This window comes from Sinorhizobium sp. CCBAU 05631 (assembly GCF_002288505.1).
Taxonomy (GTDB): domain Bacteria; phylum Pseudomonadota; class Alphaproteobacteria; order Rhizobiales; family Rhizobiaceae; genus Sinorhizobium; species Sinorhizobium fredii_C.
The window spans coordinates 2838574-2852500 of record NZ_CP023063.1 but is presented as its reverse complement, the minus strand read 5'-3'; the positions used below and the strand labels follow the sequence as shown (position 1 = coordinate 2852500).

Annotated in this window: 17 protein-coding genes, 1 tRNA gene and 2 rRNA genes (1 of these 20 cut by a window edge); 8 read left to right on the top strand and 12 right to left on the bottom strand. The window is 57.4% G+C overall.

What is annotated here, in order from left to right; translation table 11 throughout:
- The 3 genes from SS05631_RS14005 to SS05631_RS13995 form a co-directional block, all read left to right on the top strand.
- Window positions 1-1680 (top strand): 23S ribosomal RNA (locus SS05631_RS14005); it begins 1118 nt to the left of the window's first position.
- A 234-nt stretch (window positions 1681-1914) separates the two neighbouring features.
- Window positions 1915-2029: ribosomal RNA gene (gene rrf, locus SS05631_RS14000) — 5S ribosomal RNA — on the top strand.
- An 88-nt stretch (window positions 2030-2117) separates the two neighbouring features.
- Window positions 2118-2194 (top strand) — tRNA-Met (locus tag SS05631_RS13995).
- A gap of 8 nt (window positions 2195-2202) precedes the next feature.
- Here SS05631_RS13995 and SS05631_RS13990 read toward each other — a convergent pair.
- The 5 genes from SS05631_RS13990 to SS05631_RS13970 form a co-directional block, all read right to left on the bottom strand.
- Window positions 2203-2697, bottom strand: coding sequence for a hypothetical protein (locus SS05631_RS13990; RefSeq protein WP_095677999.1), 495 nt, complete (start codon window positions 2695-2697; stop codon window positions 2203-2205).
- 570 nt (window positions 2698-3267) lie between these two features.
- Complete coding sequence (locus SS05631_RS13985; RefSeq protein ID WP_083854341.1) at window positions 3268-3471, bottom strand: hypothetical protein; 204 nt, start codon at window positions 3469-3471, stop codon at window positions 3268-3270.
- A 313-nt stretch (window positions 3472-3784) separates the two neighbouring features.
- Window positions 3785-4021: a hypothetical protein gene (locus SS05631_RS13980; RefSeq protein ID WP_037426986.1), complete on the bottom strand. Its 237-nt coding sequence runs from the start codon at window positions 4019-4021 to the stop codon at window positions 3785-3787.
- Window positions 4022-4069: 48 nt separating this feature from the next.
- Window positions 4070-4288 (bottom strand): hypothetical protein, encoded by a 219-nt coding sequence (locus SS05631_RS31890; RefSeq protein WP_083854340.1) that lies wholly within the window; start codon window positions 4286-4288, stop codon window positions 4070-4072.
- Window positions 4289-4306: 18 nt separating this feature from the next.
- Window positions 4307-4588, bottom strand: coding sequence for a hypothetical protein (locus SS05631_RS13970; protein WP_037426999.1), 282 nt, complete (start codon window positions 4586-4588; stop codon window positions 4307-4309).
- A 523-nt stretch (window positions 4589-5111) separates the two neighbouring features.
- Here SS05631_RS13970 and SS05631_RS13965 point away from each other — a divergent pair.
- The 3 genes from SS05631_RS13965 (at window position 5112) to SS05631_RS13955 (ending at window position 7573) form a co-directional block, all read left to right on the top strand.
- Window positions 5112-5453 carry a hypothetical protein gene (locus tag SS05631_RS13965; protein ID WP_037426984.1) on the top strand — a complete coding sequence of 114 codons (342 nt, stop codon included), beginning with the start codon at window positions 5112-5114 and terminating at the stop codon, window positions 5451-5453.
- 56 nt (window positions 5454-5509) lie between these two features.
- Window positions 5510-5632, top strand: coding sequence for a hypothetical protein (locus SS05631_RS32515; RefSeq protein ID WP_014761927.1), 123 nt, complete (start codon window positions 5510-5512; stop codon window positions 5630-5632).
- Window positions 5633-5794: 162 nt separating this feature from the next.
- On the top strand, window positions 5795-7573 hold the full coding sequence (locus SS05631_RS13955; RefSeq protein WP_037426996.1) for an SLC13 family permease: 1779 nt from the start codon (window positions 5795-5797) through the stop codon (window positions 7571-7573).
- A 49-nt stretch (window positions 7574-7622) separates the two neighbouring features.
- Here SS05631_RS13955 and SS05631_RS13950 read toward each other — a convergent pair whose 3' ends face one another.
- A complete protein-coding gene (locus tag SS05631_RS13950) occupies window positions 7623-7787 on the bottom strand; it encodes a DUF3309 family protein (protein WP_065998867.1) in 165 nt (54 codons plus the stop codon).
- A 368-nt stretch (window positions 7788-8155) separates the two neighbouring features.
- Between SS05631_RS13950 and SS05631_RS13945 the strand changes: the two genes are divergently transcribed.
- Window positions 8156-9268: an AI-2E family transporter gene (locus tag SS05631_RS13945; RefSeq protein WP_037426980.1), complete on the top strand. Its 1113-nt coding sequence runs from the start codon at window positions 8156-8158 to the stop codon at window positions 9266-9268.
- Window positions 9269-9437: 169 nt separating this feature from the next.
- Here the strand turns inward: SS05631_RS13945 and SS05631_RS13940 are convergent, their stop codons facing one another.
- Window positions 9438-9773, bottom strand: coding sequence for a hypothetical protein (locus SS05631_RS13940; protein WP_157213224.1), 336 nt, complete (start codon window positions 9771-9773; stop codon window positions 9438-9440).
- A 329-nt stretch (window positions 9774-10102) separates the two neighbouring features.
- Between SS05631_RS13940 and SS05631_RS13935 the strand changes: the two genes are divergently transcribed.
- Window positions 10103-10477: a pyridoxamine 5'-phosphate oxidase family protein gene (locus SS05631_RS13935; protein WP_157213223.1), complete on the top strand. Its 375-nt coding sequence runs from the start codon at window positions 10103-10105 to the stop codon at window positions 10475-10477.
- Window positions 10478-10516: 39 nt separating this feature from the next.
- Here the strand turns inward: SS05631_RS13935 and nhaA are convergent, their stop codons facing one another.
- From nhaA to SS05631_RS13915, 5 genes are read right to left on the bottom strand one after another with little or no spacing between them, the layout of a single operon-like run.
- Window positions 10517-11830, bottom strand: a complete 1314-nt coding sequence (gene nhaA, locus SS05631_RS13930) for a Na+/H+ antiporter NhaA (protein ID WP_037426973.1) — start codon at window positions 11828-11830, stop codon at window positions 10517-10519.
- 51 nt (window positions 11831-11881) lie between these two features.
- On the bottom strand, window positions 11882-12694 hold the full coding sequence (locus SS05631_RS13925) for a transglutaminase family protein (protein ID WP_037426970.1): 813 nt from the start codon (window positions 12692-12694) through the stop codon (window positions 11882-11884).
- Window positions 12695-12705: 11 nt separating this feature from the next.
- Window positions 12706-12981: a DUF1488 domain-containing protein gene (locus SS05631_RS13920; RefSeq protein ID WP_037426967.1), complete on the bottom strand. Its 276-nt coding sequence runs from the start codon at window positions 12979-12981 to the stop codon at window positions 12706-12708.
- 2 nt (window positions 12982-12983) lie between these two features.
- Window positions 12984-13250, bottom strand: a complete 267-nt coding sequence (locus SS05631_RS31035; RefSeq protein WP_083854339.1) for a hypothetical protein — start codon at window positions 13248-13250, stop codon at window positions 12984-12986.
- On the bottom strand, window positions 13247-13489 hold the full coding sequence (locus tag SS05631_RS13915) for a hypothetical protein (RefSeq protein WP_037426993.1): 243 nt from the start codon (window positions 13487-13489) through the stop codon (window positions 13247-13249). Before SS05631_RS13915 ends, SS05631_RS31035 begins: the two co-directional genes overlap by 4 nt.
- Window positions 13490-13927: the final 438 nt, after the last annotated feature.

The following is a 13927-nucleotide window of genomic DNA, read 5'->3' as shown; positions in this document are numbered from 1 at the left end:
TTAAAGAAAGCGTAACAGCTCACTGGTCTAAATAAGGGTCTTTGCGCCGAAAATGTAACGGGGCTGAAGCCATGCACCGAAGCTGAGGATGTGCCGCAAGGCACGTGGTAGCGGAGCGTTCCGTAAGCCTGTGAAGGGATACCCGTGAGGGGTCCTGGAGGTATCGGAAGTGCGAATGTTGACATGAGTAACGATAAAGAGGGTGAGAGACCCTCTCGCCGAAAGACCAAGGGTTCCTGCTTAAAGTTAATCTGAGCAGGGTTAGCCGGCCCCTAAGACGAGGCGGACACGCGTAGTCGATGGGAACCACGTTAATATTCGTGGGCCTGGTGGTAGTGACGGATCGCTTAACTTGTCTGGACTTATTGGATTGTCCAGGCTTGGACGCGGTCCCGGGAAATAGCTCCACCGTATAGACCGTACCCGAAACCGACACAGGTGGTCAGGTAGAGTATACCAAGGCGCTTGAGAGAACTGCGTTGAAGGAACTCGGCAAATTGCACGCGTAACTTCGGAAGAAGCGTGACCCCATTATGGGCAACCATGATGGGGTGGCACAGACCAGGGGGTAGCGACTGTTTATCAAAAACACAGGGCTCTGCGAAGTCGCAAGACGACGTATAGGGTCTGACGCCTGCCCGGTGCTGGAAGGTTAAGAGGAGGGGTGCAAGCTCTGAATCGAAGCCCCAGTAAACGGCGGCCGTAACTATAACGGTCCTAAGGTAGCGAAATTCCTTGTCGGGTAAGTTCCGACCTGCACGAATGGCGTAACGACTTCCCCGCTGTCTCCAACGCAGACTCAGTGAAATTGAATTCCCCGTGAAGATGCGGGGTTCCTGCGGTCAGACGGAAAGACCCCGTGCACCTTTACTATAGCTTTACACTGGCATTCGTGTCGGCATGTGTAGGATAGGTGGTAGGCTTTGAAGCAGGGACGCCAGTTCCTGTGGAGCCATCCTTGAAATACCACCCTTATCGTCATGGATGTCTAACCGCGGTCCGTCATCCGGATCCGGGACAGTGTATGGTGGGTAGTTTGACTGGGGCGGTCGCCTCCGAAAGAGTAACGGAGGCGCGCGATGGTGGGCTCAGAGCGGTCGGAAATCGCTCGTCGAGTGCAATGGCATAAGCCCGCCTGACTGCGAGACTGACAAGTCGAGCAGAGACGAAAGTCGGTCATAGTGATCCGGTGGTCCCGCGTGGAAGGGCCATCGCTCAACGGATAAAAGGTACGCCGGGGATAACAGGCTGATGACCCCCAAGAGTCCATATCGACGGGGTTGTTTGGCACCTCGATGTCGGCTCATCGCATCCTGGGGCTGGAGCAGGTCCCAAGGGTTTGGCTGTTCGCCAATTAAAGCGGTACGTGAGCTGGGTTCAGAACGTCGTGAGACAGTTCGGTCCCTATCTGCCGTGGGTGTAGGAATATTGACAGGATCTGTCCCTAGTACGAGAGGACCGGGATGGACATATCTCTGGTGGACCTGTTGTCCTGCCAAGGGCATAGCAGGGTAGCTATATATGGAAGGGATAACCGCTGAAGGCATCTAAGCGGGAAACCCACCTGAAAACGAGTATTCCCTCGAGAACCGTGGAAGACGACCACGTTGATAGGCCGGGTGTGGAAGTGCGGCAACGCATGAAGCTTACCGGTACTAATCGTTCGATCGGCTTGATCGTTCTTGTTGCCTATGCTCATCAAACGAAGTTTGATGATGCTATCTTCTGTCCTCACGCTGTCGCGATCGGAAGATCGCTTCGCTGCGGACGGCGCGCGCCACAAGGCGCGACGCGCTCTGCGCTTGCGGCATTCGGCCGGGGCGGCAGACAAAAGACGTGTTCAAAAAAAGAGGCGAAAGCCTCACCAGCTTCTCACAATTGCTCCCTCCGGGAGCAAAACTTGCGCTTTGCCGACCTGGTGGTTCTGGCGGGGTGGCTGCACCCGTTCCCATTCCGAACACGGCCGTGAAACGCCCCAGCGCCGATGGTACTTCGTCTTAAGACGCGGGAGAGTAGGTCGCTGCCAGGTCTGCAAAGCGCAAGTCAAAAACATCTTCTCGCACACACCCGGCCCCTCCCAAGACCGGGCCAACACAACTCGGAATTCGACGACTTGACGCGGGGTGGAGCAGCCCGGTAGCTCGTCAGGCTCATAACCTGAAGGCCGCAGGTTCAAATCCTGCCCCCGCAACCAAACAGTCCTCAAAACGGCCCGCCAAGCGCGGGCCTTTTTGCGTTCGCCTCCCCGCGCAACCCCCGCTGAAGGAGGAATTTTGTTTTGTCGGCCAGCGACTTGAACGCGCCCGCTGAACGCATGCGGACGTACTCCGCCGATTGCTGATCCCGCAATTCCCGTGAAACTTCACGCCAGGCTTCCTGCGCGGCCAGGATGGCTGCGAGGCGGCCATGGATGGTCAGCTCCGCCGATTTGCCGTCGGCGGATGGTGCGATGACCACTTTCTGAACCAGCTGGCGGGCGATCGATATCCAGCTCTCGTCGAATGCATCCTCTCGCGTCGACAGCATGGTTCTGACCGCCGGGATCGCGCTTCTGAGCAGGCCGCCATTGAGCGGCGGCGTCGCGACAGGCCCTGAAGTCGCCGGAAGGATATCCAATTGCCTGGCCAGCGTCAGGCCCTGCTGTTCCAGTTCATCGAGCATGTGGTCCAGGGCCGGGATGGCAGCCTGCCCGGTCATCAGACGTTCGGCGATCTTCTCGCCGATTGCTTTCTGCTTCGTCTCAATCGTGCTGATCTCGGTTCGCAGCCGTTCTGATTCCGCCGTCGCTCGTTGCTGACCGCGTGCAACCGCGGCCTTGTGTCGCGGTTGATCCGGTCGAGATTGTCAGCTCCGAGGAGATTGTCGGGCACGGCCGACACGACCCGTTCCTCGAGTTCGAAGCGGCTGATGGTCTTGCTATTCGTACAGACATTCCCGCCGAGGTGGTCGATCGGCAGCTTCTTCTGTCGATTGGTACAACCATATCGGTCCCTGGCCAGCTCAGCAGGTATTGCGGCCAGGGGCACGCTAAATCGGGCAGGTTATTAAGGCAAGTACGCTGGGGACCAGATCGCCCTGGCCCATCGCTATTGCTTTGTGTCCATGCTGACGAAGTCAATCCGGTTCATGCCCCTAAGGCGCGGGCCATGCTCCCACGCAGGCCGCTGTCGCCGCACTGCGCGTGCCGGCAGGCCCGCCCGTTTCGCTATCAAGGACCGACCAGCTACTGTTTTCGTTCTATTGGATTGTGCAACGCGGCGTTTCCGATCACTCTAGGCCGTCGCTTTCCGGCCTGCCTTTCGCTCGTCTGCGTTCGTCCAGCAGATTAAGCAAGTCAGTTAGATCGTCCGCATCGAAATAGTCGAGACCGGTCTGCGATATGCCTCGCCATCGAGCAGGCCAGCCGGTGAAGCGATCAATCACGCTCCACAAGCCGTTGCTGTCATCATGCAATTCGTATCGCTGGGTCATGCTGGCATTTTAGCGCGCCCTTAGACGCCGCGCTATCGCGCCACTAGAGTATCTGTGTGGCGGTTCGTTTTGCCGATGTGACAACGCGAGGAATATCGGCTTCGTGGTCTTGCGGGCATGCCTCGGCCCGCTTCGCGGACCGGCTTGATCGCCTGGTGGCACGTGAGCTGTGGTGACAGTTGTTCCGACGTACCCGGCAATGTCACGCCGAGTATGTCGGTGCGGCGCAAAGGCGTGTTGATATTCTTGACCCGCGCGGTGTGCCCTGCGAGGGCAGCCCTGCTGGTGCTGTTCCACAGGTGTATGATCACGGCTAGCTTGGGTTATTGAGAATATGCAGCGCTCTCGCTGCATTTTTCGGGTTAAGCCCTTCCATCTTCCAGGGGCCGATCTCTGCAGTTTCTCCGGTGAAGAGGTGATAGATCGTATAGGTTCCGTCGCCATCGAAACGGCGGCCATACTCATCGCGCTGTCCGGATCGATTCGGCGCGCCCCCTTCGGATTCCCATGCGCGGATGGCAAGCGCGTCCTCTTCGTGTTTGCTTTTCATCTGTAGCCCTCCTTGCGGCGGTCGCCTGCGCCACGACTGGGATGCTCCTCAGTGATCGGACGTCAAGCTCCGTTCAATCGGCTCCAGATTATCTTCGTTGCTTACTCGCTCTTGACCGAGTTCATCATTGCGCATGCGATACTGGGGTGAGTTGTCCCTTAAAGGGAGTTTGGCTGTGATCTGATAGGTTTCTGCCGCACGGGGTGAAATATATGCGCGATCTTTAAGACGCACTGACAGACCGATCGGGAATCGATGAAGGCGCATTGAATGTTGCCTTTACGGTTACGGTGACGGGGAGATTGCGTCTTCGTGGCGATCGACTGCAATGAGGCGTTCAAGTTCCTCAGGATCGATCGCTACAAGACGCATTCGGTATTTGTTCTCGGCCGTGGCTGGTAGCTTGATAAAGGTCGCCACACGGCGATAGGCGAGCCAGGAGATGCCTTCGATCAATTCCTCGTCCTCATCGACCTCGTAGTCGCCAGCCGGGACCATTTCACCGAGGTCTGGCATCCAGAACGGTTGGTCAAAATGGACCGTTCGATGTGTCGTCCGGGCAAACATGTTGCCCTCCTTTTCTATGGCGTACTTTTCTGTGGCATACGTGGGCGCGAGTTCAGCCAGGATGAGGCGGTTCGGCGCCAATTGCGGCGCGGACCATCTCCTGTCGCTACAGCCCCATTGGACCAAGCCGCACAGCGGGCTCGCACTTGGATAAGCGGAATCGAGATCGGTGCGTTTGGTCCACGGCCTCTGATGAAGGAAAAAGCCAAGTGGGCTTCAAAAACCATTCATAATTTTCGTAGGCCTTGAATGTGGCTTTACCATGTTTTTTTAAGTAAAAGAGTGTCTCTGCAAAAAACACTGTTCGGGATTCTTTAAATATAGGAGCGCCGGTGTTTTCATCGCCAACCCGAGATATTCTGCGATCGTTAGTTGAAACGTATTCTCGGGTGAACAAGTGAATTAGTGTTTACTTTAGCTCTTTTCGGGCGCACTGTAAGAAATCCGGATTGCCATCGGCTCCTGGTCCGAGCGCGGGCCTGCAACGATCCCGATAATCAACCTGATTAAAGGGAATGAAATCATGACACTCGATCAAATTCTTGAACGGACAAAACCCTACGTGATTGGTTTAATCGTTGGGCTTATCGCCGCGCCGATCATCGGTTTCAATGCGGGATGGATTACCACCACCACCGCCAGCACTCTGGCGGCAGAGACGGCCAGAGTGGATGCGCTTGCGGGCATCTGTTCGAGTGCGGCAGGGCGAATGGCAACTGCCAGCAGCACTGACCTCGCAACACTGAAGGGCTACGACAATCGTGCGAAGCGCGACGAACTCGTAGCAACCATTATGGCCGATATCCAAGTTCCCGCGGACATCCTCGGCAGGGTCAGCACGAGTTGCAGTCGCACTTTATCTTGAAGCGCAGCGGACGCGGCGCTTTGGGTATTCCGACAAACGAAACTTAGGAAATGGCAATGAAAAATCTCATTCCCGCCCGCTTCTATACCTACGATTTCACGCGCCTGTTCGTATCGCTTGCCTTTACGCTGGCGATTGCCGTGATTGTCTATTCCGTCCTGTTCGGAGGCATCCTGTAGTCTTCTGATCATGCGCGCATCCGCACTACGAAGCTCCAAAAGTCTGGACGGACTTTGGGAGTGCCGCGCTGTCGAATGAACCTGGTAAGTTACCCCGACATTAGCTCCTTCAGGCGAGTAAAATGGACCTGACATTGGGAAGAGTTGGTCGGGATGTTATCCATGACACAGGCTCAGGGTTTCGCCTTCGCCATTCTGATCGGCCTAATGGTCGCTTTCATATGGGGACGGCTCCGTTACGACCTCATTGCGGTTCTCGCGTTGCTTGCCGCAGTTTTCACCGGCATCGTGCCGCATAAGGCAGCGTTCTCCGGCTTCGGGGATGACATTGTCATCATTGTAGCCAGCGCGCTCGTCGTCAGTGCCGCCATCGAGCGCAGTGGTGTCATAGAGGCGTTTCTCCATCGGGTGGCCCCGAGCGTCACCTCTGTACAGGGCCAGGTTGTTATTCTCGTGACGACCGTCTCGGTTCTGTCCGTCTTCATCAAGAACATCGGCGCGCTGGCGATGATGATCCCAGTCGCGTTCCAGATGGCGCGCCGGTCGAAAGCTTCCCCTTCGTCTTTTCTCATGCCGATGGCGTTCGGTTCCCTGCTTGGCGGGCTCACGACCCTCGTTGGGACATCACCGAATGTCGTCGTGTCCCGAATGCGCGAGGAGCTGACGGGCCGCCCCTTCAACATGTTCGATTTCACCCCTGTCGGCATAGGTCTCGCCGCGGCCGGAGTAGTCTTTCTGGCGTTTGGCTATCGGCTGCTCCCCGGGGAGCGTGAGGCGGTCCCGTCAATGGAGAAGGCGCTGAACATCAAGGACTACATGACCGAGGCTCGCATCACTGCCTCTTCCTCCGTCGTCGGCAAGTCGATCAGTCACCTGTCAGCCTTGTTGGACGACGAGGTCCTGGTCACAGGCCTTATTCGCAATCAGGTCGAACGTATGATTCCACTGCCGGATATTGTCCTTCGTCAGGACGATATCGTTCTGTTGGAAGGAGACCCTCAGGCGCTGGAGCGAGCCATCAGGCGCACGCGTCTGGAACTGGAGGGGCACGACCGTCCGACGGAAGCGAAGGGAGTAGATGAGGAGATTGCGGGAATTGAGGTGGTGATCGGCCCGAAGTCGGCCTTGATCGGGCAAACCGCCAAGCGCTTGGCGCTGCATGATCGCTTCAACATCAATCTGCTCGCAGTGAGCCGAAGCAGCCAGCGCTTCACCGAGCGATTGCGCGACATCGCATTAAGACCAGGCGACGTTCTCGTTTTGAAGGGCGATCTCGTACTTCTCCCCACAAAACTGGTGGAACTCGGTCTTCTTCCCTTGGCCGAGCGTGAAATTCGCTTGGGAAATCCGCGAAAGGGCCTGGTTCCGGTGCTGGTGCTGGCTGGTGCCATGGTGCTAACCGCTCTGGGTCTGTTGCCTGTCGCAACGGCTTTCTTTACGGCTGCGGTCCTGACGGTACTTCTCGGGTCACTTTCGCTCCGGGAAGCTTACGAAGCCATCGACTGGCCGATCCTGATCATGCTCGGCGCTCTCATTCCGGTCAGCGAGTCAATCCGGACGACCGGTGGTGCCGACCTAATCGCCGGCGGCCTCGCTCAACTTGCTAGCACTTTGTCCCTCTACGGCGCGCTTGCAATGATCATGGTGGTCGCAATGGCCGCAACGCCGTTTTTGAACAATGCAGCCACCGTTCTCGTCGTTGCCCCGATTGCTGTTACCCTTGCTCAGCGCCTTGGCTACAATCCGGATGCCTTTCTGATGGCAGTCGCGGTGGGTGCGGCCTGCGATTTTCTCACGCCTGTCGGACACCAGTGCAACACCTTGGTGCTGGGTCCGGGCGGTTATCGCTTCGGCGACTATTGGAGGTTGGGGCTGCCGCTGTCGTTCATTGTGCTCTTGCTCGGCGTGCCTCTGATCCTGTGGTTTTGGCCGCCAGTTTAGCGCGTAAGCGTCGTTTCAATTCCGATTTCAGGTTCACCGTGGCGTCAGCCTAAAGCCTGCCCGTAAGGACCAGAATGAGCAGAACGATCGCCACGACGCCGAGGACGCCAATGCCGCCGTGCCCGTAACCGTAGCCATAGCCTCCAAATCGACCACTAAACCCGCCTAATAGAAATATTATAAGAATAATTAGAAGTATCATTCCTAAGGACATGTCTTTTCTCCATTCCAAATCGGGTTCTATTTCGTCGCGATCGAAAAATGCACTTCCTCACCAAAATTGAACTCGGTCGCCGTCTTATCCGTCGCTCTTGAAAAGATTGACAAGGAAGACCGCTCTAGTAATATACAATATATTATGAATGATTTTAATTTATATAATGCGTAGCAACTAGATGTATATCGGTTGAAAACGAGCAGGCTAACAGTTGCCTTCGCTTCGAAGCAGTCGTCTGCTGTGCGATTGCGACGAAATCTGCCCCACTTGATGTCCGTGCATGACTATGAGCGAGGTAGTTGCGATTTTCGACGAGTGTCCTGCTTGTCGATGGAGTAGAATCGCAAGGAACCGGAGGAGTGGTCATGATTCCTCGAAGCAGACTGATCGAGCAGCTTCTGGGCATCGGCGCGCTTGTGCTGCTGGCGATTGGTTGCGCTCTCGTCCTTTGGCCCTTCCTGTCGGCAATAATGTGGGCCGCGGTGATTTGTTTCTCGACATGGCCTATCTACCGCCGATGTGAACGTGCTGTCGGAGGCAACCGGGCGGCTGCCGCAGCAGCTATGACGATGCTGGTGGTCTTTGTTGTGGCCGCGCCGCTTGCTTTCCTCGTTACGGCGCTCGCCGACGATATAAAGATTCTGGCCGAGGGAATAACTCGCGTCCTAGAGCAGGGTCCTTCAGCGCCACCAAACTGGGTGAAAGGCCTGCCGATTGTCGGCGAGAGTGTGGCCGCTTACTGGGAAAACTTTACTCATGACGCTCCCGCCTTTATCGTCGAGCTCAAAAAGTTAACGGGGCCTGTCACCGACATTGCTCTCGCTGGCGGGGCAGCTTTCGGCACCGGCGTACTCGAACTCGGGCTAAGTATACTCATCACCTTTTTCCTGTTCCTGCACGGCCGACGCATGATCAGTTTCATGCGTCAAATCGGTGAGCGGATTGCCGGCACTCGCGCCAGAAGGTTGATCACGGTCATCGGCATGACCGTGAAAGGTGTCGTTTACGGAATGATCGGAACGGCACTCGCGCAAGGGCTGTTGGCCGGCATCGGCTTCTGGATCGCCGGCGTGCCCCAATCGTTAGTGCTGGGCTGCCTGACGTTCTTGCTCTCGTTTGTGCCTGCGGGACCGCCGTTCGTGTGGGGGCCGGTTGCGCTCTGGCTTCTCATGCAGGGTTCAGTTTGGTGGGGCATCTTCATCGCGATATGGGGCCTGCTTCTCGTCAGCAGCATTGACAACTTCCTTCGACCGTATCTGCTCGGCCAGAACAGCAACTTGCCGGTGCTGTTGGGCCTATTTGGGCTCATTGGCGGCGTCCTGGCCTTCGGCCTGATCGGGCTTTTTCTTGGACCCACCCTGCTGGCGGTGGCCTACAACCTCTTTCTCGAGTGGGTCGCAACGGAACTCGAAGAGCGAACGCTATCGGCGTCGCCTTCTGTTGCGGCTGACCACTTGGAAGCCGATCCAAGGGATTGAGTTGACGGATTTTCGCTTCAGAAAAGGGTCGGGCTCGGCTGATCCTCGCAAGCGGTTTCGGCGCCACGCTCCACGCCGGTTCCTCCCGGCGCCGCTTTACAACGGGTTGGCTGCCGACGGCTTGATACAGTCTCTGCTTTTCTCCAGCCAGATTTGGCTCCCAACTTAATCAATTGATCAAATTGCGAGCCGGTCGGTGTCTAAACGCCATGCTGCCGCCTTCGTTCTCCCAGCGCCTCTCATCCTCTTTTTGAAGCGGGTCGGCGATCGAAATAGGCGAAGAAGTCGTGGAAAACACCTTGATCTGGCGCATGAGCGAGGCTGAAAGCGCCGCTTCCGAATGAACGCCATCCTGAAAAGCTGTGATGAGATATCTCGCCGCATCCTGCCTTTTTTCTCGATGCCAAGCGCTATCGACGTCAAACAGTCCTGTTGTGTCAAGTACACGCTTCAACATCTTGAGGTTGAGCGAGGTAAGATATTGCTGGGTCAAGGTGGAAGACATGCTGTCCTCCTTCAATTGGGGCATCTCGGCGGAACTCCGCGGGACCGTGAGGCGTGCGCTAAAAATTTTGGCCTTGATCACAGCATGGACCCTTCCGAGAGAATTACAATCAATTATCACCTCGAAGGAAATCGGCCCACACACGCGAATCCGACGTTTTATGGCACCCGCCCATACCGTCCCGGTTTCGTGCTATGATGAAGGGCAGATCGCGGTCATCCGCAAGCTTCGAGGACGTCGACTGAACCGAGAGATCTGGACGGAGCAACGCCAGTGAGATTGCGCGAGATGCTACCAGTGAATGCAGCATACTAATCTCCGAGCAGCGCGTGGCCCGGCTTGGATGTTGCCGTGATAATCAACCTTATATTGTGCCGATATATTATATCCGAGCAGAGGGCCAAATTTTCAGCTTTTCGATGCCGGGAAGGAAGATTGAATTCATGCGGAGCAATCCGCTTGTATGCGTCGAGATCGAGCATTCCACTGATCAGCACTGGTGGAAATGCGTAGTCATTGAGGGCAGGTACCGCGAATTCCACGAAGAGGCGGAGAAGAAACACGCGTGGGGCATACTGAACGTTGACAATGATTGGTGGGAACCAGGTGCCCTTAACTGGGGCGCGGATGAGAAGCCACCGGGATACCTTCCCATTTTTTTCGCCATCAGCATGGACAAAGTGACGGCCGTGAAGCGATTGTGAGTTAGTTCGTTGCCAGGCCGCTAGTCAGCGAATGCCTTACTATCGTCTGCCAGGAGACGTCAGCCAGGTCAACGCCAGAAGACCGAGGGTTGCCGAGATGACGGAAGCGCCGAGAACACCAAGTTTGACGGAGTTCAGAAGCTGGGGCTCGAAAGCAAGTTCGGCAATGAACAGAGCCATGGTGAAGCCGATCCCGGTCAGCAGGCTACCGGCTGCCAATAGGCTCCAGGGTAGCTCGTCTGGACGAGTCGCGAGGCGCAGTTTCACGGCGAGGAAACTCAAGAGCACAATGCCAGCGGGCTTGCCGACCACGAAGGCGGCGAAAATTGCGATCGTGAGGGGAATGTCGAAGTTTGCGTCTCCTATCGGAACGCCCGCGTTAGAGAGGGCAAAAAACGGCATGATCACGAAGGCGACCCAGGGATGGAGAGTGATCTCGAGACGCTCGATCGGCGACAGTGCTTCGCGCGTCGCGACGCCTGCCCGATGAAGGTCGCTGCGTGCCGCCGTGTCGCGGCTCGAATGATCGCCGGGCGGATGGGCGCTCACCCGGTCGAGTATCGCATGGAGGCGGGCGTCGCTCACCCAACTCCGCGCCGGCGTCATCAATCCAAGAACAACTCCGGTGAGCGTCGCGTGAACGCCCGATGCGTCGAATGCCAGCCAGATGCCACCACCTATTGCGAAATAGACCGGAATGCTGCGGATGCCCAGACGCGCGATAGCTGCGACGACGGCAAGTCCGAGGCCGGCGGTACCAAGTGCGGCCCAATTCAAGGCGTCGCCATAGCCGATCGCCACGACCAGGATGGCGCCGACATCGTCGAAGATCGCGAGAGAGAGCAGGAAGAGCCGCAAGCTCCCTGGTATGCGCGAACCGAGCACGGCAAGGCACCCGATGACGAAGGCCGTATCGGTGGACATCACGGTGGTCCAGCCGCTCGCACCCGGCCCGCCGCCGACAAGCAGCGAGAACAGACCGGCCGGCACCGCCATCCCGCCGAAAGCAGCGGCGACTGGGAGAGCGGCCATACGCGGGTTGCGTAACTCCCCCAGCACCAGCTCGCGCTTTAGCTCAAGGGCGATGACGAAGAAAAAGAGCGTCATCAGACCGTCGTTGATCCAGTGCTTCAGCGAACGGGAGATCTGAATGTCGCCAACTCTGATGCCCGCAGGCATCTCCCACAAGGCGAGAAATGACGTCGACCACGCGGTGTTCGCAAGGCTGAGCGCCAAGAGCGTGCTGAGCAAGAGGACAATGCCCGCCGTAGCCTCGATGCGGAGGAATTGCATGAACGGCTTGGTAAGCCGATCTGCCGGTTCCTGGGGAAGCCGTGAGAGGCTGTCGTTCATGCCGGGAATGGCTCCTGCGTTTCGATCGTGGCTGGCCCATGTTCCATGCCGCTATTGCAAGGCCGACACCTCATAAGTCCACACCCGGAACGACTTCAAGACGTGCGGCCCGAACGAGTTGATGAGGGGGACATCGGCCGCGTCACGGCCGCGCGCAACCACGATCCTGCCGACACGCGGCGTATTGTTGCGCGGATCAAACGTGTGCCATCCATCGTCCAGGAAGACCTCGATCCAGGCACTGAAATCCATCGGGTCGACGACCTGGACGCCGATATCGCCGAGATGACCGTTGATATAGCGTGCGGGAATGTTGAGGCAGCGGCAAAGTGTGACCGCAAGATGTGCGAAGTCGCGGCAGACACCAACGCGCTCATGAAAGACTTCGAAGGCCGTCCGCGTCGACCGGGCCTGCATGTAGTCGAAGCGAATATGGTCATGCACGAAATCGCAGATAGCTTGCACACGCCCCCAACCGGGCGCGACCGCGCCGAACCTGTCCCAAGCGCTCTGGCTGAGACGGTCGGTCTCGCAATAGCGGCTGCCCATGAGATAGGCGAGGCAATCGTCCGGCAACTCCGGCACCGGGAGTTCCTGGGCGGCTGGCAGCACTTTGTCCGGTTTGCCGTCGTCCGAAATCGTGGCATCGCCCCATATCGTCAGGTCACCCGCCGGTGCGACAAGCCGCCGGCAGCGGTTGCCGAAGAGATCGCGATAGGTCGACGTCGGCACATCGGGAGCAGTGAATGTTGTCTCAGGAACCCGAATATCGGCCGCGCGATCCTCGTGGACCGACAGCAGGCATACCAACGCGGTCGGTTGCTGGAAGTTCAACGTGATCTCATAACCATAGCGGATCAGCATCTCGATCCATCCTAGCGGAAATCGGCGGCGGTCCGCGTGTAGGAAACAGGGCGGCCACTGAAATAGGCCGTGCGTGCGACATCGTAGATGGACAGCCGCAACGCATCAAAAGCAGAAAGGAGCTTCGATTCCGAGATTTCCGACCTGCCCAATTCAGCATCCGATATCACGAGCGCATCGGCCTCGACGAAAAACCGCACCTCGAACATACCGTCATGGCCGATGAATCGAACGGCGTTTCGCTTTTCATCGAGGCTGCGACTCGGATTCGGAAACAGAAGCGTCATCCTCAGCGTGCCTCTGTTCCACGCAAAGCTGCCGCGCGGGGGCGCGATAGGCTGAGCCGCTTTATCCGGCGCTCTATATTGCGAAGGTTGCCGTTGACAGGCGCCGGTGCGCCTGCGGACACGTGATAGATCGCCAAGGGGCGATGGGCTTCGATGCGGCGGCCGTATTGGTCATCCATTAGCTCGGGTGCTGAAGTCCCACCTTCATTTTCCCAGATGCTGATCGCAAGTGCATGCCCGGTTTCAATTTCAGTGCGGTGGGCGTTCATGGTGTTGGCCTTTCATCAAGACTTTCGATCGTGTCGAGCCTGCTTGAATGGATCGTGCTCCCATCACCGTCGGTGATGGTCATGGCGTCCGGACGCTGCGGCATGTCGAGCGTCCTCAAAAGCTCCAGCGCAATCTCTATCGCCTCGTCGAGATCGGCAGCTTCCGCGGTTTCGCGGCCGACGATCGCATGCGCGTCGTCCACGTCCCGGATACGGTAGAACGCAATCACGATATTCATCGCCATCCTCTTGGTTCTACAGAAGCGTCATAACGGTCATTTTTCGATGAGAGTAGGGCCTTCGTCGGCAGACGATATGCGCACCGGCTCGAGTCTGTCCTGCGTCGTCACCCGTTCATGATGTTCGTCGTCATTTCGAATGCGATATTGCGGCGACCGCCGCTCGGCGGGAGCGTACCGGTGATGTGATAGACCGGCACAGCCGATCTCCGATACCCGCCCTTCACCCGAACGGCTTGACCGACATTCAAAGGATGTGTTGCTGCGTCGCGGAGGATCGGACGGCCTGCGTTGCAGAATGTTTGTAGCGGTCATGATTGTTTGTAGTCCTTTTGGAGTGCGGCTTCGAGATCAGCCGGATGATCTACATCATGTATGCAATGCGGGCACGCCCCGCAGGCATATGCATGAATGCGCATAGACGTTGCCAGACACCGG

What these genes read in the sequence shown, in the direction of transcription:
- SS05631_RS13990 (WP_095677999.1), bottom strand. Translation starts at nt 2,697, where the DNA reads ATGACCGGGCAGGCTGCCATCCCGGCCCTGGACCACATGCTCGATGAA.
- SS05631_RS13985 (WP_083854341.1), bottom strand. Translation starts at nt 3,471, where the DNA reads ATGACCCAGCGATACGAATTGCATGATGACAGCAACGGCTTGTGGAGC.
- SS05631_RS13980 (WP_037426986.1), bottom strand. Translation starts at nt 4,021, where the DNA reads ATGAAAAGCAAACACGAAGAGGACGCGCTTGCCATCCGCGCATGGGAA.
- SS05631_RS31890 (WP_083854340.1), bottom strand. Translation starts at nt 4,288, where the DNA reads ATGCGCCTTCATCGATTCCCGATCGGTCTGTCAGTGCGTCTTAAAGAT.
- SS05631_RS13970 (WP_037426999.1), bottom strand. Translation starts at nt 4,588, where the DNA reads ATGTTTGCCCGGACGACACATCGAACGGTCCATTTTGACCAACCGTTC.
- SS05631_RS13965 (WP_037426984.1), top strand. Translation starts at nt 5,112, where the DNA reads ATGACACTCGATCAAATTCTTGAACGGACAAAACCCTACGTGATTGGT.
- SS05631_RS32515 (WP_014761927.1), top strand. Translation starts at nt 5,510, where the DNA reads ATGAAAAATCTCATTCCCGCCCGCTTCTATACCTACGATTTCACGCGC.
- SS05631_RS13955 (WP_037426996.1), top strand. Translation starts at nt 5,795, where the DNA reads ATGACACAGGCTCAGGGTTTCGCCTTCGCCATTCTGATCGGCCTAATG.
- SS05631_RS13950 (WP_065998867.1), bottom strand. Translation starts at nt 7,787, where the DNA reads ATGTCCTTAGGAATGATACTTCTAATTATTCTTATAATATTTCTATTA.
- SS05631_RS13945 (WP_037426980.1), top strand. Translation starts at nt 8,156, where the DNA reads ATGATTCCTCGAAGCAGACTGATCGAGCAGCTTCTGGGCATCGGCGCG.
- SS05631_RS13940 (WP_157213224.1), bottom strand. Translation starts at nt 9,773, where the DNA reads ATGTCTTCCACCTTGACCCAGCAATATCTTACCTCGCTCAACCTCAAG.
- nhaA (WP_037426973.1), bottom strand. Translation starts at nt 11,830, where the DNA reads ATGAACGACAGCCTCTCACGGCTTCCCCAGGAACCGGCAGATCGGCTT.
- SS05631_RS13925 (WP_037426970.1), bottom strand. Translation starts at nt 12,694, where the DNA reads ATGCTGATCCGCTATGGTTATGAGATCACGTTGAACTTCCAGCAACCG.
- SS05631_RS13920 (WP_037426967.1), bottom strand. Translation starts at nt 12,981, where the DNA reads ATGACGCTTCTGTTTCCGAATCCGAGTCGCAGCCTCGATGAAAAGCGA.
- SS05631_RS31035 (WP_083854339.1), bottom strand. Translation starts at nt 13,250, where the DNA reads ATGAACGCCCACCGCACTGAAATTGAAACCGGGCATGCACTTGCGATC.
- SS05631_RS13915 (WP_037426993.1), bottom strand. Translation starts at nt 13,489, where the DNA reads ATGAATATCGTGATTGCGTTCTACCGTATCCGGGACGTGGACGACGCG.